Source organism: Phenylobacterium aquaticum (assembly GCF_022695515.1).
GTDB lineage: Bacteria > Pseudomonadota > Alphaproteobacteria > Caulobacterales > Caulobacteraceae > Phenylobacterium > Phenylobacterium aquaticum.
The window spans coordinates 26,085-45,357 of sequence record NZ_JALDPT010000040.1; the positions used below are offsets into that span (position 1 = coordinate 26,085).

Genomic DNA, 19,273 nt, shown 5'->3' on the forward strand with positions numbered 1-19,273 from the left:
GCGGGGCGCATGAACGCCAGAACTCGCGATTTCCGAGGACATCATGACAAATCTCTGGGTGTACGCGCCGTGGTTCGGCGCGCTTGTGCTCGCGCTTCTGCTGGTCGGTCTGATCGCCGCCTCCGGCATGATCCGCTACATCGGCAATGATCGCGTCGCGATCGTCGAGAAGCTCTGGAGCCCCACCGGCTCCATCCGATCCGGCATCATCGCGCTGAGCGGCGAGGCCGGCTTTCAGCCTGACGTTCTGCGCGGCGGGCTGCACTTCTTCGTGCCGTTCCAGTACCGGCTTCACGTCCAGCCCCTGGTGACCATTCCCCAGGGCCGGATCGGCTATGTGTTCGCCCGCGACGGCCGGCCGCTCAGCGCCGACCAGGCCCTGGCCGCCAACGCCGAGGACACCGATTTCCAGCAGACCCGCGCCTTCCTGGAAGGCGGCGGCCAGAAGGGCCCGCAGCGCAAGATCCTGCGCGAGGGCTCCTACGCCATCAACCTTGCCCAGTTCGTCGTGGTGACGAAGGACGAGACCTTCGCCCTGCAGCTCAGCAGCGCCGACACCGCCCTGCTCGACCAGATGGCCGAGGTGATCGAGGCCCGCGACGGCTTCGAGCCCGTGGTCATCAAGGACGCGGACGATCAGATCGGCGTGGTCACCGTCCATGACGGCCCCGGCTTGGCCTCGGGCGAGATCATCGCGCCTGCGGTCGGCGCCGATCCGGCCGATCCGAAGACCTTCCACAACAGCTTCCAGGAGCCCGAGAAGTTCCTGGCGGCCGGCGGGCGCAAGGGTCGCCAGCTGCAGGTCCTGGTCGAGGGCACCTATTATGTGAACCGGCTGTTCGCCACGGTCGAGCGCATCGCCAAGACCGTGATCGAGGTGGGTCAGGTGGGCGTGGTGGTCTCCTATACGGGCGCCGCCGGCGTCGACACCTCCGGCGAGGGCTATCGCCATGGCGAGCTGGTCGAGACCGGGCGCCGCGGCGTCTGGAGCGATCCCCTCCTGCCGGGCAAGTACGCCTTCAACACCTATGCCGGCCGCATCACCATGGTGCCGACCACCAACTTCATCCTGAAGTGGGAGGCCCAGGCCATCGGCTCGCACAAGTTCGACGAGAACCTGGCCGAGGTGTCCCTGATCACCAAAGACGCCTTCGAACCCACCCTGCCCGTCTCGGTCGTCGTGCACATCGACTATCGCAAGGCGCCGCTGGTCATCCAGAGGTTCGGGGACATCAAGCGCCTGGTCGAGCAGACCCTGGATCCCATGGTCTCGGCCTATTTCAAGAACATCGGCCAGACCCGGACCCTGATCGAGCTCCTGCAGGACCGCAGCCAGATCCAGTCCCTGTCGTCCGAGGACATGAAGGCCAAGTTCGGGGTCTATAACCTTGAGCTGCAGGAGGTGCTGATCGGCACGCCCCGGCCCAACGCCGCCGGCGACGACCAGATCGAACGCATCCTGACGCAGCTGCGCCAGCGCCAGATCGCCGACGAGCAGGTCGGCACCTATGAGCGGCAGAAGCTCGCCGCCCAGAAGGAGCGCGAGCTGCGCGAGGCTGAGGCCCAGGCCAAGCAGCAGACGGCGATCACCGAGTCCGAGCTCTCCATCAAGGTCCAGCAGAACCAGGGCCGGGCCAACCTCGCCCGCTCCGAGCAGGAGGCCGAACAGACCCGGACGCTCGCCCGGGCCGAGGCCGACCAGATGCAGTTCCTGGGCGCCGGCGAGGCCAAGAAGGTGGTGGCTCTGGCCGCCGCCGAGGCCGAGCGCGTGACCAAGGTGGGTCTGGCCCAGGCCAAGGCCATCGAGAGCCAGGTGGCGGCCTCCGGCGGTCCGCGCTTCCAGCTGGCCCGCCAGGTCGCCGAACGCTTCGCAGAGGCGCTGGAGACCTCCGGCGTGGACGTGGTGCCCAAGGTTCAGATCGCCGGCGGCGCTCAGGGCGGTTCGGGCGGCGTGCTCCAGGCCCTGATGACCCTGCTCATGGCCGAAAAGCTCGACCTGCCGCTGTCGGTGCTGGACGGCGAGCCGCCGGCGCCCGCGCCGGAGCCCGAGACCGCCAAGGCCTAGGGCCTGGCGTCAGTCGGGCTCGAACCTAAGTTCCAGGCTCAGGAGCTTGAGCCCGCCCGGCGTCACCACGTCGGTCCCGTCCGCCCGATTGAACCCGTCGGGCGGGCGGGTCACCGGCTCAAGGCAGAAATAGTCCGCCCCCGGCGGCGCATAGACCTGCAGCCAGCTCGCGTCGCTGGTCAGGGTCAGCCGCCCCTCCGGCGTCGCGATCAGCACCCGCCCGTCCCAGGGTCCGTAGCAGTGGTCGACCAGCCCCTCCGGCAGGCGGCCGGAATAGATCCAGTCCATCTCCGGCGCGTCCTCGACCCATTCGACGGCCAGGGCGTCGGCGTCCGTCGTCCACACCCCCTCGGCGTAGAAGCTGAGCTGGGTGGCGCCCGACCGGGGGAAATAGGGGTGAAAGCCCAGGCTGGCGGGCATGGCGGTCTCGCCGCGGCCCCACAGGGACAGGGTCAAGTCCATCCCGCCCTCCACCAGATCGACGCCCTGCACCGCCTCATAGGCCCAGGGCCAGGCGTCCGGGGTATGATGATAGTCCCAGATCGCCCGATCCTCGGCCTGATCGACCACCTCCCAGGCGGCCCGCCACCCCTGGCCATGCAGGGCGTGCGGCCCATCGGCCGGCGGAACAGGCAACACGACGTCCTGCCCCTCGAAGCTGAACCGGCCGTGGGCGATGCGGTTGGCGAAGGGGACCAGGGGGAAACAGGCGCAGTCGGTGACCTGGGCCGCGTCGGGCGCGGGCCTCAGCAGCGGGACGCCGCGCCAGGTGAAGCTGGTGATCGCCCCGCCCAGCCTGGGCCGCAGGGTGCAGGCGAAGTCTCCGCGGTGAAGCCGGATGTCCGAATCCATGTTCGAACCTTGCCCCGCGGCGGGCCCTAAAAGAAGAGGCCCCCTTCCTGGGCTGGAGGAAGGGGGCCGGCCGAAGGTGCAGCCGCCGGTGGGGGGAAGGCCGGCGGCTGCGGCGAACGCGTGGAGGGTTGGGGAAAGCGTTCGCCCGGGGCCTCGGCGGGCCCCAGGTCCGATCTAGAACTTGCGGACGTAGGACAGCGCCCAGACGTTGGCCTTCGGGCCGTTGTCGACGAAGTCGTAGCGGGTGTAGTCGGCCCGCACGCCGTTCTTGTCGTTGAAGAAGTACTGGCCGCCGACCCCGTAGTTCCAGGAATCGCCGTCGTTGCTGGCCGAGGTCCCGGCCACGGAGGCCTTCAGCTTGGTGTTGCCGTAGCCGGCCCGGACGAACAGGTCGGCGTTGGGGGCGACCGGCAGATAGCCGACGCCATAGGCGGCGATCTGGCGGGTCTCGTCGACCTTCACGGGCGCGCCGCGACATAGGTCTTGTCATTGTTGACGCCGAAGGCGGCTTCGCCTTCCACGCCCAGATATTTCCCGAAGCGGGCGCCGACCCGGCCCTGCAGGGCGCCGAGGTTCACGCCGTTGGCTTCAGAGGCCGCATAGCCCAGGGTTCCGTATCCGGTGACGGGCGAGAGGTCCTGGGCCGAGGCGACAGCGGGGACGAGGGTCGCGGCGAGAAGACCGGCCGCGGCGGTGGCGATGAGAGCTTTCATTTTCTTGTACTCCGTACTTACGCATCAGCCCCTCAGCGACGCCTGGATCGTCCCCAAACGCGGCGCGACAAGGACGGTTCGTCGACAGCCTGAGGTAATATTGTGGCGGGCCGGACATGCGTAAGCCGGAGCGCAGGACGCTCCCGGACAGGGACGCGGGCTCACAGCCCGCGCCCCCTCAGGTTTAGAACTGGCGGACGTAGGCCACCGACCAGCTGTTGGAATAGTCGCCCGAGCTGAACTTGGTGTACTCGACGCGCACGCCGTTCTTGCCGTCGAACAGGTACTGGCCGCCGGCCCCATAGGCCCAGTCATTGGCGCCCGCCGAGGCCGAGAAGCCGGGGACCGAGGCCTTCAGATGCGCGCGGCCGTAGCCGCCGCGGACGAACAGGTCGAGCTTGTCGGAGACCGGCAGGAAGCCGACCACATAGCCGGCGCTCTGGTTCTCTTCCTTCAGCTTCACGTTCACGCCGGACACCTGAACCGTGTCGTCCTTCACGCCGAGGCCGCCTTCGAGTTCAAGGCCGACATACTTCTCGAATCGATAGCCGAGACGCGCCTGGACGACCGCGAGGCCCTCGGAGTCCTGATAGCCCAAAGTTCCGTACACGCCCGAGTGGCGGTCGGCGGCGGTGGCGGCGGAGGCGGCGCCCAGCACCAGGGCCGCGGCAGCGGCGGCGACGATGATCTTCATGTGAGACATTCCCTTTGATTGGCGCGTCGGAGGCGCGCGAATGCTCGCTTAGCGAGACTCGCCAATTCGAAAATATCGCAGGAGGTATTTTTATTACTTCCGGTTGCGTGTGTTTCCGGAATGCCACACCAGGGGCGCGCAATTGACCGAAAGACTCAACCGCCGCCCGCCTATGACTGGACGCGCCACGCCTCAAGAACCGGCACAAGGCGGCTGACCTCTGCGACGGTCATGCTATCACTCCCCTCCCAACGCCCCGAGGGAAGCCACCGGGGCCCGATCTGCGGAGTTCGAGAACTTGCATCACGCCGTCATCGCCGCCACCGGCCTCTACACCCCGCCGGACAGCGTCTCGAACGCCGAGCTGGTCGAGACCTTCAACGCCTATGTCGAGGCCTTCAACGCCGAGCACGCCCAGGCGATCGAGGCCGGCGAGGTCGCCGCGCTCACCCCCTCCTCCGTCGAGTTCATCGAGAAGGCCTCGGGCATCAAGTCCCGCCACGTGGTCAACAAGTCCGGCATCGTCGACCCGGCCGTCATGCGCCCGGTGATCCCCGAGCGTCCCAATGAGGAGATCTCCGTCCTCGCCGAGATCGGCGTCGCCGCCGCCCGCGAGGCCATCGCCCGTTGGGGCAAGGACGTCAGCCAGATCGACGCGGTGATCTGCGCGGCCTCCAACATGCAGCGCGCCTATCCGGCCATGGCCATCGAGATCCAGCAGGCGCTGGGCATCGACGGCTTCGGCTTCGACATGAACGTCGCCTGCTCCTCGGCCACCTTCGGCATCAAGACCGCCGCCGACTACATCGCCTCGGGCTCGGCCCGCGCCGTGCTGATGGTCAATCCGGAGATCACCTCCGGCCACCTGAACTTCCGCGACCGCGACAGCCACTTCATCTTCGGCGACGTCGCGACCGCCGTGATCGTCGAGCGCGCCGAGGACGCCACGCCCGGCCAGGGCTGGGAGATCCTGGGCACGCGGCTGAAGACCGTGTTCTCCAACAACATCCGCAACAACTTCGGCTTCCTCAACCGCACAGCCCCGGAAGGGATCGACGCGCCGGACAAGCTGTTCGTGCAGGAGGGCCGCAAGGTGTTCCGCGAGGTGGTGCCGATGGTCTCGGAGATGATCGTCGACCACGCCGCCGATCTGGGCCTCGACCCCACGGGCCTGAAGCGCCTGTGGCTGCACCAGGCCAACATCAACATGAACGTCATGATCGGCAAGCGCGTCCTGGGCCGCGACCCGACCCCGGAAGAGAACGTCATCATCCTGGACGAATACGCCAACACCTCCTCGGCCGGCTCAATCATCGCCTTCCACAAGGCCAATGACGACTTCGCCGCCGGCGAGACCGGCCTGATCTGCTCCTTCGGCGCCGGCTATTCCGCCGGCACGGTGTTCGTGAAGAAGCGGTAGGCTGCCGAGGTTGCTCCCCCGCTGGGGGAGCTGCCGGCGCAGCCGGCTGAGGGGGCCGGACCAAAGGGACGGTTCAAACCTCTCCGCCGCAACCACCCTCGTTCGAGGGCGGCCCCTGCCGGCCCTTCGGTCCACCTCCCCCAGCGGGGGAGGAACCCGGATCAGCTCACCCCGTCGACCTTCTGCTGGGCGGCCTTCCAGTCCATGGCCTTGCGCACCCGGCTGCCGACCGAGGGGTGGTCGTAGAACAGCACCTCCTCCAGCTTGGACGGCGTCGCGGCGCGGTATTCGATGGTCTTGACCAGCGCCTTGGCCAGGCCGTCCGGCTCGTTGAAGTGCTCCAGCGAGAAGGTGTCGGCGTCGGCCTCGGCGATGCGGGTGATCGACACCCGGATCGGGGTCGAGATCAGGCCCAGCACGGTCAGCAGGATCGCCAGGATCGGGAAGCCGGCCGGGTCGGACAGCCCCCGCACGTCCTTGGCCCCCAGCATCCGCGCCACCGGCGCGAAGGCCCGGTCGATGATGAAGAAGCCCACCAGGGCCAGCAGGGCGTAGAGCGCGGCGAAGATGAAGACGTGGGCGTGGACGTAATGGCCCATCTCGTGGCCGACCACGCCGCGCACCTCGGCGATGTCGGCGTCCTTCTTGAACATCACGTCGCTCATGGCGATGCGCGAGGTCGAGCCCAGGCCGGCGACATTGGCGGTGTAGCGGTTGGACTGCTTCGAGCCGTCATAGATGAAGATCTTGTCGCTCGGCACGCCGACGGTCTTGGCCATGGCCACCACCTCGTCGCGCACCGGGCCGGGAGGCGCCGGCTGGTACTTGTTGAACAGCGGCATGATGAAGACCGGCGCCAGGATCATCACCACGACGAAGAACAGGGCCACGACGCCCGAGCCCCACAGCCACCAGGTCTTCGGCGCCTTGCGCATCAGGGTGTAGAGCCCGACCAGCAGCAGGGTGAAGAGGATGGCCGAGATCAAGCCGGCCGCCAGCTGCTCGCCCAGCCATCCGCCGAACGACCGGCTGGTCAGGCCATAGGCGGTCTCCCGCCACCAGTCGGAATAGGCGCTCCACGGGAGGTTCAGGATGAACTCCAGGATCGCATCGACGATCAGCACCGCGAAGGCGACCCGCACCGGCTTGGGCGAGCCCTTCTCGATCCCGTCCCGCACGCGGACCAGGACGCCGGAGCGCAACACCAGCCACGAGGCCACGACCGCGACGATCGCGCCCCACAGAAGCAGCCAGTGACCGCCTTGCGTATAGGCCTGGGCCTTGGCGTGCTGGGCGGGCGTCAGCACCGCCAGATAGGCGGCGGTCGCCGCCGCCGGATCGAACTGGGCCATCTTGTCTCCCCCGAAGGCGCCACTGCGACGGGAAGAGGCCAGCTTTTCGCGGACTTGTCAGGTGAATTTGCCGACAGGCTTCGACCGCCCCGGGATGATCCCGCGCGAGATCGGCCTCTCCAGTTGCATCCCCGCCTGAACCCGACAACATGGCGCGCGGATCAGGAGGACGGGTCATGGGGCGGTTTGGACATTGGGCGGGACTTCTCGTGGCGGTCGCCCTGCCCTGGATGACGGGCCAGGCCCAGGCCGCGCCGGCGCTGTCGGTCGCCATCACCGTGCCCGCCACGGCGGGCGCCCAGCCGATCGACGGGCGGCTGATCCTGCTGATCTCGACCAAGACCGGGACCGAGCCGCGCCAGCAGGTCTCGCCCGAGACGGCGCTCGATTCGCCCTTCATGTTCGGCATGACCGTCGACGGCGTCGCCGCCGGCCAGACGATTACGATCGATGACACGGCCTTCGGCTGGCCGACCCGCAAGCTGTCGGACCTCAAGCCCGGCGACTACACCGTCCAGGTGGTGCTGAACCGCTACGAGACCTTCCATCGCGCCGACGGCTCGGTGGTCAAGCTGCCGCCGGATCGCGGCGAGGGCCAGCAGTGGACCCAGAAGCCCGGCAATCTCTATTCCACCCCGGTGCGCCTGCACCGGGACCCGTCGAGCCCGCAGCGCATCGCCATCAGCCTCGACCGCCAGATGCCGGCCATCACGCCCAAGCCCGACACTGAATGGGTCAAGCACATCCGCATCAAGAGCGAGCGGCTCTCCAAGTACTGGGGCCGGCCGGTCTATCTCGGGGCCCACGTCCTGCTGCCCAAGGGCTTCGCCGACCATCCCAAGGCGCACTATCCGCTGATGGTCTTCCACGGCCACTTCCCGGACGACATCTCGGGCTTCCGCACCACCCCGCCCGATCCGAACCTCCAGCCCGACTATTCCGAGCGCTTCCACCTGGCCGGCTACAACAAGATCCAGCAGCAGGAGGCCTACGCCTTTTACCAGAAGTGGATCTCGCCGGACTTCCCGCGCTTCCTGGTCATCGAGATCGACCACGCCAACCCGTACTATGACGACAGCTACGCGGTGAACTCGGCCAATCTCGGCCCCTATGGCGACGCCATCAATTACGAGCTGATCCCCGAGGTGGAGAAGCAGTTCCGCGGCCTGGGCCAGGGCTGGGCGCGCTTCACCTATGGCGGCTCGACCGGCGGCTGGGAGGCCATGGCGACCCAGGTCTTCTATCCGGACATGTACAACGGCGCCTTCGCCGCCTGCCCGGACCCGATCGACTTCCGCGCCTATACGATCGTCAACATCTACGCCGACAAGAACGCCTACGCCCTGCAGGCGCGGCCCAGTCGGTCGAGCGCCCCGCCATCCGCGACTATCTGGGCGAGATCCGCTCCACCCAGCGGGATTCCAACTATCAGGAGCTGGTGGCCGGCGACCGCGGCCGCTCGGGCGGTCAATACGACATCTGGCAGGCGGTGTTCGGGCCCCAAGGCGCCGACGGCTATCCGGCCCCCATCTGGGACAAGGTCACCGGCGACATCGACCCGCGGGTCGCCGCCTATTGGAAGGAGCACTACGACCTGACCGACATCGTCGCCCGCAACTGGGCGACCCTGGGGCCGAAGCTCGCCGGCAAGCTGCACATCTATGTCGGCCTGGGGGACAACTACTTCCTGACCGATTCCGTCTATTTCGCGCAGGACAAGCTGGAGGCTTTGCAGAACCCGGCCTGGGGCGGCGAGATCGCCTATGGCCAGCGGGCCGAGCATTGCTGGAACGGCGATCCCACCCAGCCCAACGCCTATTCGCGGCTGCACTACAACACCCAGTACGTGCCCAAGATCATGGACCGGATCGCCAAGACCGCCCCGCCCGGGGCCGATCTGACCAGCTGGCGCTACTGATCGCGTCGATTTCACATTGGCGCGGTTGAACCGGGGCTGCGAATAGGCTTGAGGAGACCCTCAGCGTTTGAGGGGTCTTAGATGGTGTTGTCCTGGTTCGGCCGCATGGCCGCGGCGATCGGCATGGGCGCCTCCTTGCATCACGGGGCGCCGCCGGCCCAGCACAACCTCATCCTGTTCGTCGCCGACGCCCTGCGCTCGGAGATCGTGGACGAGACCACGGCCCCGGCCCTGGCCGCCGTGCGCAGCGAGGGCGTCGATTTCAGGAACAGCCACTCCCTGTTCCCGACCGTCACCACGGCCAACGCCTCGGCCATCTCCACCGGCCATCGGCTGGGGGACACGGGCAATTTCGGCAACACCCTCTATGTGGGTCGCCCCCTGCCCGCCCCCGTCGGCTCCGCCCTGCCCGGCCTGGAGAGCGACCCGGTCCTGGGGGTGATGAACGACCGCTTCGGCGGCAATTACCTGAACGAGATCAGCCTGCTGCATGCGGCCCATGACCAGGGCTTCCAGACCGCGGTGCTGGGCAAGCACGGTCCCGCCGCCATTCAGGACGCCCTGTCGCGCGACGGAACCGGGACCATCGTCATCGACGACATCACCGGCCGTACGGGCGGCCTGCCGCTGAGCGCGGAGCTGACCGCCGCCATCCGCGCGGCGGGTCTCGAACCCGTCACCCCCAACCGTGACGAGAACGCCCGCGACGGGGACAAGGACACCCCCGGCACCCTGGTTCCCAACCGCGTCCAGCAGGACTGGTTCTCCGCCGTGGCGACCAAGGTGCTGCTGCCGCGCTTCAAGGCGGCCAACAAGCCCTTCGTCCTGGTCTTCTGGTCCCGCGACCCGGACGGCACCCAGCATAACCAGGGCGACAGCCTGAACAGCCTGACGCCTGGCGTGAACGGCCCGACCAGCCTGGCGGCGATCCGCAACGCCTCCGACGACCTCGCCGCCCTGCGCGCCGCCGTGAAGGCCGCGGGCCTTGAGGCGACCACCGACATCATCATCACCGCCGACCACGGCGTCGCCGTCGCGTCGAAGGCCAGCGAGACCAGCGCCGCCGCCAAGCTGACCTATCCCGACGTCACGCCCGGCCACCTGCCCGCCGGCTTCGTCGCCATCGACCTGGCCAAGGCGCTCGACCTGCCGATCCACGACGGCAAGGGCGCTCTGGTCGATCCGGCCAAGGGCGGCCACCCCGGACGCGGCGCCCTGCTGGGCCCCGACCCGAGCGCGCCCCAGGTGGTGCTGGCCCCCAATGGCGGCGCGGAACTGATCTATCTGCCGGGTCCGGACGCCAAGGCGCTCGCCCCGCGGGTCGTGAAGTTCCTGACCGAGCAGGACTATACGGGCGCGATCTTCGTCGACGACGCCCTGGGCCCCCAGGCCGGCGCCCTGCCCTTGAGCGCCGTGGGCCTGACCGGCAAGGCGCGCACGCCCCGGCCCTCCATCGTGGTCAGTTTCCGCAGCTTCACCACCGGCTGCGACCGCCCGGAGATCTGCGCGGCGGAGGTGGCCGACACCGATCTGCGCCAGGGCCAGGGCATCCACGGCACGGTCAGCCGCCAGGACACCCACAACTTCATGGCCGCTGTCGGTCCCGACTTCCGCAAGGGCTTCGTCGATCCGGCCCCGGTCAGCAACGCCGACCTGGCGATCACCACCGCCCACATCCTGGGGATCAAGCTGCCCAGCGCCGGGTCCGCCCGCGGCCGGGTGATGGGCGAGGCGCTCGTCGCCGACGGCAAACCCCGCAAGGTCACCGCCCGCACCCTGACCTCGGCGGTCGCCGCCAACGGCTTCGTCACCAAGCTCGACATGCAGCAGGTGGGGCCCACGCCCTATGTCGACGCCGCCGGCATGCCGGGCCGCGTGGTGGGTCTGAAGCCGTAAGCCTATCCGCTGACCCCGGCGAAGGCCGGGGTCCAGGCGCCTAGCGCTTGTCGTCGATGATGTTCAGCTTGCGCACGGTCAGTTCTCCGATCTCGAGGCGTCCGACCTTCATCCGCCCCACGGCCAGTCTACCGACCGCGAGGCGGCCGATCGCCACCGCCCCAAGGCTCAGCGCGCCGATCGCCAGGGCGCCCAGCGCCGCCAGCCCCACGGCGCCGACGGGCAGCGCCTGGGCCTTGGCGGCCGGGGGTTTGGCGGCCTCTTCGGTCACCGGTCCTTCTCGCGCTCGCCGATGGCGGCCTGGGCCGCGGCCAGGCGCGCGATCGGCACCCGGAACGGCGAGCAGCTGACATAGTCCAGGCCGATCTTCTCGCAGAAGGCGATGGAGGCCGGGTCGCCGCCATGCTCGCCGCAGATGCCCATCTTGGCGTCCGGACGCACCGCGCGGCCGCGCTCGGCGGCGATGCGGATCAGGTCGCCGACGCCTTCCTGGTCGAGGGTGACGAAGGGGTCCTTCTCGAAGATCCCCTTGTCGATATAGGCGTTCAGGAACCGGCCGGAGTCGTCGCGGCTGATGCCGAAAGTGGTCTGGGTCAGGTCATTGGTGCCGAAGGAGAAGAACTCGGCGTATTCGGCCAGGTCGCCGGCGCGGATCGCGGCGCGCGGCAGCTCGATCATGGTGCCGACCGAATAGTCGATCGTCACGCCCTTCTCGGCCAACACCTGCTTGGCGATGCGGTCGGTGAGCTGGCGCAGGTAGCGCATCTCCTCACCCTTGGCGACCAGCGGGTGCATGATCTCCGGGATCGGGGCGCTCTTGCCCGAGGCGGCGATCTCGCAGGCCGCCTCGAAGATGGCCCGGACCTGCATCTCGTAGATCTCAGGGTACGAGACGCCCAGGCGGCAGCCGCGGTGGCCGAGCATGGGGTTGGTCTCGTGCAGTTCCTTGGCGCGCCGCATCAGCTTGGCGGCGTCCAGGCCGGTGGCCTTGGCCACGGCCACCAGGTCCTCCTCGGTGTGCGGCAGGAACTCGTGCAGCGGCGGGTCGAGCAGGCGGATGGTGACCGGCAGGCCTTCCATGATCGTGAACAGCTCGACGAAGTCGTTGCGCTGCATCGGCAGGATCTTGGTCAGGGCCGCGCGGCGGCCGGCCTCGTCGTCGGCGAGGATCATCTCGCGCACGGCGGCGATGCGGTCCTCGTCAAAGAACATGTGCTCGGTGCGGCAAAGACCGATGCCCTCCGCGCCGAACTGGCGGGCGGTGCGGGCGTCCAGCGGGGTCTCCGCGTTGGCTCGGACCTTCAGGCGGCGGACCTCGTCGGCCCAGGTCATCAGGGTCGCGAAGTCGCCCGACAGTTCGGGCTCGATCATCTTCACCGCGCCGGACAGGACCTCGCCCTTGGAGCCGTCGATGGTGATGATGTCGCCGGCCTTGAACACCCGGCCGCGGGCGCGGAACTCGCCCAGCTTCTCATAGATCTGGATCTCGCCGGCGCCGGAGACGCAAGGCCGGCCCATGCCGCGGGCGACCACGGCGGCGTGGCTGGTCATGCCGCCCCGGGCGGTGACGATGCCGCGGGCCGCATGCATGCCGTGGATGTCCTCCGGCGAGGTCTCCTCGCGGACCAGGATGACGGACTCGCCCGCCGATCCCAGGCGCTCGGCCTCGTCGCTATCGAACACCACCTTGCCGGTCGCCGCGCCGGGCGAGGCCGGCAGGCCGGCGGTGATCACATCGCGGGCGCTGGTCGGGTCGATGGTCGGGTGCAGCAGCTGGTCGAGGCTGGCGGGCTCGACCCGCATCACCGCCTCTTCCTTGGTGATCAGGCCCTCGGTGGCGAGATCGACCGCAACCTTCAGCGCCGCCTTGGCGGTCCGCTTTCCGTTGCGGGTCTGGAGCATGTAGAGGCGCCCCTTCTCCACCGTGAACTCGATGTCCTGCATGTCGCGATAGTGGGTTTCCAGCTTCTCGACGACGGACTTGAACTGGTTGAAGACCTCCGGGAGGGCTTCCTCCATGGACGGCGCCTTCTCGCCCATTTCCTCACGGGCGATCTTGGTCAGGGCCTGGGGGGTGCGGATGCCGGCGACGACGTCCTCGCCCTGGGCGTTGATCAGGAACTCGCCATAGAGGCGGGCTTCGCCGGTCGACGGATTGCGGGTGAAGGCCACGCCGGTCGCCGATGAGTCGCCCATGTTGCCGAACACCATCGACTGGACGTTGACGGCCGTGCCCCAGCTCTCCGGGATGTCGTGCATGCGGCGATAGAACTTGGCGCGCTCGTTCATCCAGCTGGCGAACACGGCGCTGATCGCGCCCCACAGCTGCTCCTGTGGGTCCTGCGGGAACGGCTTGCCGAGCTCGCGGGCGACGGCGGCCTTGTAGTCGGCGACCACGGTCTCCCAGTCCTCGGCGGTGAGGCCGGTGTCGACCGTGACGTCCAGGCGCTCCTTATGCTCGTCCAGGATCTCCTCGAACATGTGGTGGTCGAGATCGAGCACCACGTTCGAATACATCTGGATGAAGCGGCGATAGCTGTCGAAGGCGAAGCGGCGGTCACCGGCCAGCTTGGCCAGGCCCTCGACCGTCTCGTCGTTCAGGCCAAGGTTCAGGACCGTGTCCATCATGCCCGGCATCGAGGCCCGCGCGCCTGAGCGCACCGAGACCAGCAGCGGGTTGGCCGGGTCGCCGAAGCGCTTGCCGGTGATGGTCTCGACGGTGGCCAGGCCGGCGTCGACCTGGGCGGTCAGCTCCGGCGGATAGGTCTTGTCGTTGGAATAGTAGTGGACGCAGGCCTCGGTGGTGATGGTGAACCCCGGCGGCACCGGCAGGCCGAGCGACGACATCTCCGCCAGATTGGCGCCCTTGCCGCCCAGAAGGTTCTTCATGGACGCATCGCCGTCGGCGCTGCCCCCACCGAAGGAATAGACCCAACGCAGCTTGGAAAGCGTATCGGTCGACATCCTCAAATCCTCCTAGAGCGCTTCGCGACCAGGGTGTTCGCCTGGCCGATCAGGAAGCGCGACCAACAATAGACCCTAACTCCCAGCTCGGCCTTTCAGAGCCGTGAAGGAGGCTAGCCGTTCACCAGGCTGAAATCCGCGACCTCGCCCATGGCGTCACGGACCTGAGCCAGAAGCCGCAGACGGTTTTCCCGTTCCGCGGCGACCTCGGAGTTCACCAGGACCTTCTCGAAGAAGGCGTCGACCGGGTGACGCATTCCCGACAAGGCACGCATGGCGCCTGCGAAATCCTCATGCTGCAATGCACGCGCCACCTCGGGCTCCGCAAGGGAAATCGCCGAGATCAGGGCGGCTTCCTCGGCCGGGGCGCCCGCCATGAGCACAGCGGCGCCGGCGGGCAGAGCCCCCTTCTTCTCCTCGGCCTTGAGGATGTTGCCGGCCCGCTTGTAGCCGGCCAGCAGGTTGGCGCCGTCTTCCGTGGTCAGGAAGTCGGACAGGGCCTGGACACGGGCGACGATCCGCACCAGATCGTCGTCGCCCAGGGCGAAGACCGCATCCACCAGGTCGTGGCGCTTGCCCTGGTCGCGCAGCAGCACCTTCAGGCGGTCGGCCAGGAAGGCCAGGACCTCGTCGGCCACCTCGGCGTAGGGGCGGAAACTGTAGAGCACCTGCCCCTCAGGCGCCTCGCCGCCCTTGGCGGCGCGGTCGAAGCGGATGTCGAAGTCGTCCTCGGTCTTCACGACCAGGGGCTGGCCCTCGAGCAGGGCGTCCTCGAACTCCTCCACATAGGTCTCGAAGACCTCGGAGGGGGCGCGGTACTTGGGACCCAGATAGCCGGTGGTGCGCTTGGTCGAGACATAGAGCGCCCGGCCCGGATCGACGAAGCAACGCAGCGACCTGTACCAGTCGGCCACCAGCTCGCGGATCGGCGCGCGGGCCTCGGAGCCCAGCAGGATGCGGATCACGCCGAGCGCCGCACGGCGCAGGGCGTAGGGATCGCGCGAGCCCGTCGGCTTCTCATTGATCGCGAAGAAGGCGGTCAGCGTGTCGAGCTTCTCGGCGAGCGCCACGGCCATGGTCACCGGGGTGTCCGGCGCCTCGTCGGTCTGGCCGACCGGGCGATAGTGGTCGCGGATGGCGTCGGCGACGACGCCCGACAGCTTTTCCTCGCGGGCGTAATAGCCGCCCATCAGACCCTGCAGCTCGGGGAACTCGCCGACCATGCCGGTCGTCAGGTCCGCCTTGCAGAGGTGGGCCGCCAGCACGGCCTTGGCCGGATCGGCCCCGACCCTGGGCGCAATGGCCTTGGCCAGGATCTCCAGCCGCTCGACCCGCTCGGCCAGCGTGCCCAGCTTGGCGTGGAAGGTGACGCCCTTCAGCTTCTCCAGCCGGTCCTCGAGCTTCAGCTTGCGGTCTTCGTCCCAGAAGAACTTGGCGTCGCTCAGGCGCGCCGACAGCACCTTGGCGTTGCCGGCGGCGATCACCTTGCCGCCGTCCGCCGCCTCGATATTGGCCACGGTGACGAAGTGCGGGGCGAGCTTGCCGGTCGCCGGATCGCGCACGGCGAAATACTTCTGGTGGGTCCGCATCGAGGTGCGGATCACCTCCGGCGGCAGGTCCAGGAACACCGGGTCCATGTCGCCCAGCACCGGCGAGGGCCATTCGGCCAGGCCGGCGACCTCATCCAGCAGACCGTCGTCCTCGACCAGCTCCAGATTGCGCGCGAAGCACAGGGTCTTGGCCTGTTCGAGGATCTTCTCCTTACGGGCCTCGGGATCCAGCACCACGAAGTGCTTCTCCAGGCCCTCGACATAGCGGTCGAAGTCCTTGGCCTTGAACGGCTTGCCCGAGCCCATGAACCGGTGGCCTTCGGTCACGTCGCCGGCCTCGATCCCATCGATCGAGAACGGCACGATCTCGCCGTCGAAGACGCACAGGATGCGCTTCAGCGGCCGGACCCAGCGCAGGGTCCCACGGCCCCAGGTCATCGACTTGGGCCAGGGGAAGTTGCGGACGATCTCGTCGACCATCTCGGCCACGATCTCCGGCGTCGGCCGCCCGGCGCGGTGGATGTGGGCGAACCACACCCCGTCCCGCTCGGTCAGCTGCTCGCGGGTGAGCCCGGTCTTGCGCAGGAAGCCGTCGATGGCGGCGTCGGGCGAGCCCACGCGCGGCCCCTTCTGCTCCTCATGCCGGTCGCCCTGGGCCGCCGGCAGCCCCTCGGCCACCAGGCTCAGGCGGCGCGGGCCGGAAAAGGTCTTCAGCGCCTCGGGCAGCAGGCCTTGGGCCGCCAGACGCTCACGGGCCATGCGCTCGAAGTCGCGCGCGGCCTGAGCCTGCATGCGGGCCGGAATCTCTTCGGAGAACAGTTCGATCAGAAGCTGGGGCATGGCTTAGGCGTTCCCACCTTCATTGGCGACCCAGGCTTCGGCGCACATCTTGGTCAGGTCGCGGATGCGGCCGATATAGCTCTGGCGCTCGGCCACGGCGATCGCGCCGCGGGCGTCCATCAGGTTGAACAGGTGGCTGGCCTTCAGCACGTGGTCATAGGCCGGCAGCACGGTGACCTGCCCCTGCGGGCCCCGGCCCTCCAGGATGCGCGGCACCTGCCGCTCCATGTCCTCGAACTGCCGCTTCAGCACCGCCACATCGTACAGGTGGAAATTGGCTTCCGACTGCTGGCGCTCGTTCTCCAGGAACACGTCACCATAGGTCATGGGCGCCGGGCCGTCCGGGTCGTTGAAGGCCAGCTCGGTGAAGTGGTTCACGCCCTGGATGTACATGGCCAGGCGCTCGAGCCCATAGGTCAGCTCGCCGGCCACCGGGAACACGTCCAGGCCGCCGACCTGCTGGAAATAGGTGTACTGGGTGACTTCCATCCCGTCGCACCAGACCTCCCAGCCCAGGCCCCAGGCCCCGACCGTCGGGTTCTCCCAGTCGTCTTCGACGAAGCGGATGTCATGCAGGCGGGTGTCCAGCCCGATGGCCTCCAGCGAGCCCAGATAGAGCTCCTGCAGGTTGTCCGGGTTCGGCTTCAGGATCACCTGGTACTGGTAATAGTGCTGCAGCCGGTTCGGGTTCTCGCCATAGCGGCCGTCGCCCGGCCGCCGCGAGGGCTGCACATAGGCCGCCCGCCAGGGCTTGGGGCCCAGCGCGCGCAGCACCGTGGCCGGGTGCAGGGTGCCGGCGCCGACTTCGACGTCATGGGGCTGCAGAATCACGCAACCTTGTCGGCTCCAATAGTCGTGGAGTTTCAGGATAAGACCCTGAAATGAGAGCGGCTTTTCGGAGGACATGTGGGGTGTGTTCGCGGGCGCAAAAAAAGTCGGCGGACCATAGGGCCCACCGACCTTCGCTTCAAGCGCGGCGCGGCTTTATCTCCGCGTCGCGGAGATCCGTCCGACCCTAATTCCCCTTCGCCTTCGACCGCTTGCCGGCGTTGGACATCGGCGGACCGTACTTGGCGCGGTTCTCCGGGGTGTCGGCGATCGGGCCGTTGGTGACGGTGGTGGTGATCACCGTCGCCGAGGCGTCGACCCCGGCCGCCACCGCGGCGGGCGGGGCCTGGGCGGTGGTGGTGCTCTCGACGGTCACGGCCGGATCGCCCGCGGCCGGCGCCGTCATGGTCGAGGGCGCGGCCGGGGCGGCGGGGTCGGAGGCGGTCTGGGCGTGAGCGGCCGAGGCCAGGGAGACAGCCGCCGCGGCGGCGAGAACAAGCCTGATCTTCATGGTGAGCTCCAAGGTTCCGTCCGGAGACCCTGGCCCTCGGCCGCGAGACTCCCGACTAGTTGGCGGTCGGCGCGGGCGCGGTCGCGGGCGACAGCACCTTGCTGATCACATGGATGACGCCATTGGTCGCCAGGACGTCGGGCTGAACGATCATCGCGTCATTGACCATAAGCATGTCGCCGCCATCCAGTTCCACGGGCAGGCCCGCCATGGTGCGCGCCTGGCGCTGGGCGCCCTTGAATTCCGAGCTCGGCACCGCGGCGTTGATCATGTGGTAGATCAACAGCTTCTGCAGCTCGGCGCGGTTGGCCTGGGCCATCAGCCGGTCCAGCTCGCCGGGCGGCAGGGCCTGGAAGGCGGTGTCAGTCGGGGCGAAGACCGTCTCGACCTTGTTGGCCTTCAGGAAGCCGGTGAGGTTGGTGGCGTCGGTCGCCTTCAGGAAGATCGTGAACTGACCCGAGGCCTTCAGGGTGTCGACCACGTCGCCGGCGGCCACCACCTTGGGGGCCGCGACCGGCGCGGGCGCCATGGCGGGCGCCGCCGTCGCGGGCGGCGGGGTCTGGGCGGAGGCCGAGCCTGCGGCCAGAGCCATGACAGCGCCGGCGATCAGAAAGCGGGTCGAATACATTGGAATCCTCGTTGGGGAGATGTCGCTACGCCCCCTGCCCCACAGGTGGCGATCAAGTCAACGGATCGCCGCCTGCCAGGCGTGCGGTTTTCGGAGGCGCCTGCCTAAGAAGCCCGCGACTGGGGCGCTCTCATGACAGCGGCGCGTCAGCAAGCCGGCGACGCCCTTCTCGACGCCGAAATCGCACAATTCTGAGGCGCCAAACGCCCACTTCGCACACAAATCGGGCGCCGACAGTCTTTTCATTGATCATTGGTTACCGCGCGGCCGCGCCGGGCCCGGCCGTCGATAGCGTCGCCTTACCGCCAAGGGATCGCAGTTCGCATCCCAAGTGTCTGGCGGTCGGGAAAATCACGGGCGCGGACATCTTGAGCCGCGTGGGAGCGAGCGGATGAAACTGATCATGGCGATCGTCAAACCCTTCAAGCTGGACGATGTGCGCGAAGCGCTCGTCGCGGCCGGTGTCGAGGGGCTGACGGTCTCGGAAGTGAAGGGCTACGGCCGGCAGAAGGGGCAGACGGAGATCTACCGGGGCGCTGAGTACCAGGTGAACTTCGTGCCGAAAGTGAAGCTCGAGGCTGTCGTCGACGACAGCGCCGCCGCCAAGGCGGTGGAAGCGGTCAAGGCCGCCGCCGCCACGGGCAAGATCGGGGACGGAAAGATCTTCGTCCTCAATGTCGAGGACGCTGTTCGCATTCGCACCGGCGAGTCCGGTACGGCCGCGCTCTAGGCCGCCAGACCTCATCGGGACAAGGGGATAATCACATGAAATCATTCGCTATCAAAAGGTTGGCGGGGCTTGCCTTCGCCGCCGCCATGATCGGGGCGCCGCTCGCCGCCCCGGCCTTCGCTCAGGACGCAGCGGCTCCGCCGGCCGCCGAGGCGCCCGCCGCCCCCGCCGAACGATCCCGCCGGCCCCGGAGATGCTGCTTCCCCGGACGACCGATCCGCCGCCGCTGAAGGATCCGCCGCCGGCGGAAATGCTGCCGGAGCTGGAGACGGACGAGGCTGATCCCACATCGCTCAGGCTTGAGCTGGTCCC

Annotated in this window: 17 protein-coding genes; 6 read left to right on the top strand and 11 right to left on the bottom strand. The window is 68.3% G+C overall.

Going from position 1 to position 19,273, the window contains the following annotated elements; translation table 11 throughout:
- Positions 1–43: 43 nt before the first annotated feature.
- Positions 44–2,065 carry an SPFH domain-containing protein gene (locus MQH10_RS22305; RefSeq protein WP_242566185.1) on the top strand — a complete coding sequence of 674 codons (2,022 nt, stop codon included), beginning with the start codon at positions 44–46 and terminating at the stop codon, positions 2,063–2,065.
- 9 nt (positions 2,066–2,074) lie between these two features.
- Here MQH10_RS22305 and MQH10_RS22310 read toward each other — a convergent pair whose 3' ends face one another.
- The 4 genes from MQH10_RS22310 to MQH10_RS22325 form a co-directional block, all read right to left on the bottom strand.
- On the bottom strand, positions 2,075–2,917 hold the full coding sequence (locus MQH10_RS22310) for an aldose 1-epimerase (protein ID WP_242566186.1): 843 nt from the start codon (positions 2,915–2,917) through the stop codon (positions 2,075–2,077).
- Between the two features lie 174 nt (positions 2,918–3,091).
- The gene (locus MQH10_RS22315; RefSeq protein WP_242566187.1) at positions 3,092–3,379 is read right to left on the bottom strand and encodes an outer membrane beta-barrel protein; all 288 of its coding nucleotides are present in this window, start codon (positions 3,377–3,379) and stop codon (positions 3,092–3,094) included.
- Positions 3,376–3,630, bottom strand: coding sequence for a hypothetical protein (locus tag MQH10_RS22320; RefSeq protein WP_242566188.1), 255 nt, complete (start codon positions 3,628–3,630; stop codon positions 3,376–3,378). Before MQH10_RS22320 ends, MQH10_RS22315 begins: the two co-directional genes overlap by 4 nt.
- 184 nt (positions 3,631–3,814) lie before the next feature.
- A complete protein-coding gene (locus MQH10_RS22325; RefSeq protein ID WP_242566189.1) occupies positions 3,815–4,324 on the bottom strand; it encodes a porin family protein in 510 nt (169 codons plus the stop codon).
- 298 nt (positions 4,325–4,622) lie between these two features.
- Here MQH10_RS22325 and MQH10_RS22330 point away from each other — a divergent pair, with 298 nt between their 5' ends.
- The gene (locus MQH10_RS22330; protein WP_242566190.1) at positions 4,623–5,744 is read left to right on the top strand and encodes a beta-ketoacyl-ACP synthase III; all 1,122 of its coding nucleotides are present in this window, start codon (positions 4,623–4,625) and stop codon (positions 5,742–5,744) included.
- Between the two features lie 161 nt (positions 5,745–5,905).
- Here the strand turns inward: MQH10_RS22330 and MQH10_RS22335 are convergent, their stop codons facing one another.
- The gene (locus tag MQH10_RS22335; RefSeq protein ID WP_242566191.1) at positions 5,906–7,096 is read right to left on the bottom strand and encodes a M48 family metallopeptidase; all 1,191 of its coding nucleotides are present in this window, start codon (positions 7,094–7,096) and stop codon (positions 5,906–5,908) included.
- Positions 7,097–7,272: 176 nt separating this feature from the next.
- Between MQH10_RS22335 and MQH10_RS22340 the strand changes: the two genes are divergently transcribed.
- The 3 genes from MQH10_RS22340 (at position 7,273) to MQH10_RS22350 (ending at position 10,910) form a co-directional block, all read left to right on the top strand.
- Entirely contained in the window at positions 7,273–8,694 is a 1,422-nt protein-coding gene (locus tag MQH10_RS22340) for an alpha/beta hydrolase (RefSeq protein WP_242566192.1), read from the top strand.
- Complete coding sequence (locus MQH10_RS22345; protein WP_242566193.1) at positions 8,586–9,014, top strand: hypothetical protein; 429 nt, start codon at positions 8,586–8,588, stop codon at positions 9,012–9,014. Before MQH10_RS22340 ends, MQH10_RS22345 begins: the two co-directional genes overlap by 109 nt.
- A gap of 81 nt (positions 9,015–9,095) precedes the next feature.
- Positions 9,096–10,910, top strand: coding sequence for an alkaline phosphatase family protein (locus tag MQH10_RS22350; RefSeq protein WP_242566194.1), 1,815 nt, complete (start codon positions 9,096–9,098; stop codon positions 10,908–10,910).
- Positions 10,911–10,950: 40 nt separating this feature from the next.
- Here MQH10_RS22350 and MQH10_RS22355 read toward each other — a convergent pair whose 3' ends face one another.
- The 6 genes from MQH10_RS22355 to MQH10_RS22380 all read right to left on the bottom strand — a co-directional run bounded on the left by MQH10_RS22355 (position 10,951) and on the right by MQH10_RS22380 (position 18,231).
- Positions 10,951–11,181, bottom strand: a complete 231-nt coding sequence (locus MQH10_RS22355) for a hypothetical protein (protein ID WP_242566195.1) — start codon at positions 11,179–11,181, stop codon at positions 10,951–10,953.
- Entirely contained in the window at positions 11,178–13,874 is a 2,697-nt protein-coding gene (gene ppdK / locus MQH10_RS22360) for a pyruvate, phosphate dikinase (protein ID WP_242566196.1), read from the bottom strand. The genes MQH10_RS22355 and ppdK overlap by 4 nt, the downstream gene beginning before the upstream one ends.
- Before the next feature lie 113 nt (positions 13,875–13,987).
- Positions 13,988–16,264, bottom strand: a complete 2,277-nt coding sequence (glyS, locus tag MQH10_RS22365) for a glycine--tRNA ligase subunit beta (protein ID WP_242566197.1) — start codon at positions 16,262–16,264, stop codon at positions 13,988–13,990.
- 3 nt (positions 16,265–16,267) lie between these two features.
- Positions 16,268–17,170: a glycine--tRNA ligase subunit alpha gene (locus tag MQH10_RS22370; RefSeq protein ID WP_242566198.1), complete on the bottom strand. Its 903-nt coding sequence runs from the start codon at positions 17,168–17,170 to the stop codon at positions 16,268–16,270.
- A gap of 109 nt (positions 17,171–17,279) precedes the next feature.
- The gene (locus MQH10_RS22375; protein ID WP_242566199.1) at positions 17,280–17,603 is read right to left on the bottom strand and encodes a hypothetical protein; all 324 of its coding nucleotides are present in this window, start codon (positions 17,601–17,603) and stop codon (positions 17,280–17,282) included.
- A gap of 55 nt (positions 17,604–17,658) precedes the next feature.
- Positions 17,659–18,231: a fasciclin domain-containing protein gene (locus tag MQH10_RS22380; protein WP_242566200.1), complete on the bottom strand. Its 573-nt coding sequence runs from the start codon at positions 18,229–18,231 to the stop codon at positions 17,659–17,661.
- Between the two features lie 391 nt (positions 18,232–18,622).
- On the opposite strand from MQH10_RS22380, the gene MQH10_RS22385 reads away from it, so the two are divergent.
- Positions 18,623–18,961 carry a P-II family nitrogen regulator gene (locus tag MQH10_RS22385; protein WP_215339866.1) on the top strand — a complete coding sequence of 113 codons (339 nt, stop codon included), beginning with the start codon at positions 18,623–18,625 and terminating at the stop codon, positions 18,959–18,961.
- The last annotated feature ends 312 nt before the right edge of the window (positions 18,962–19,273 follow it).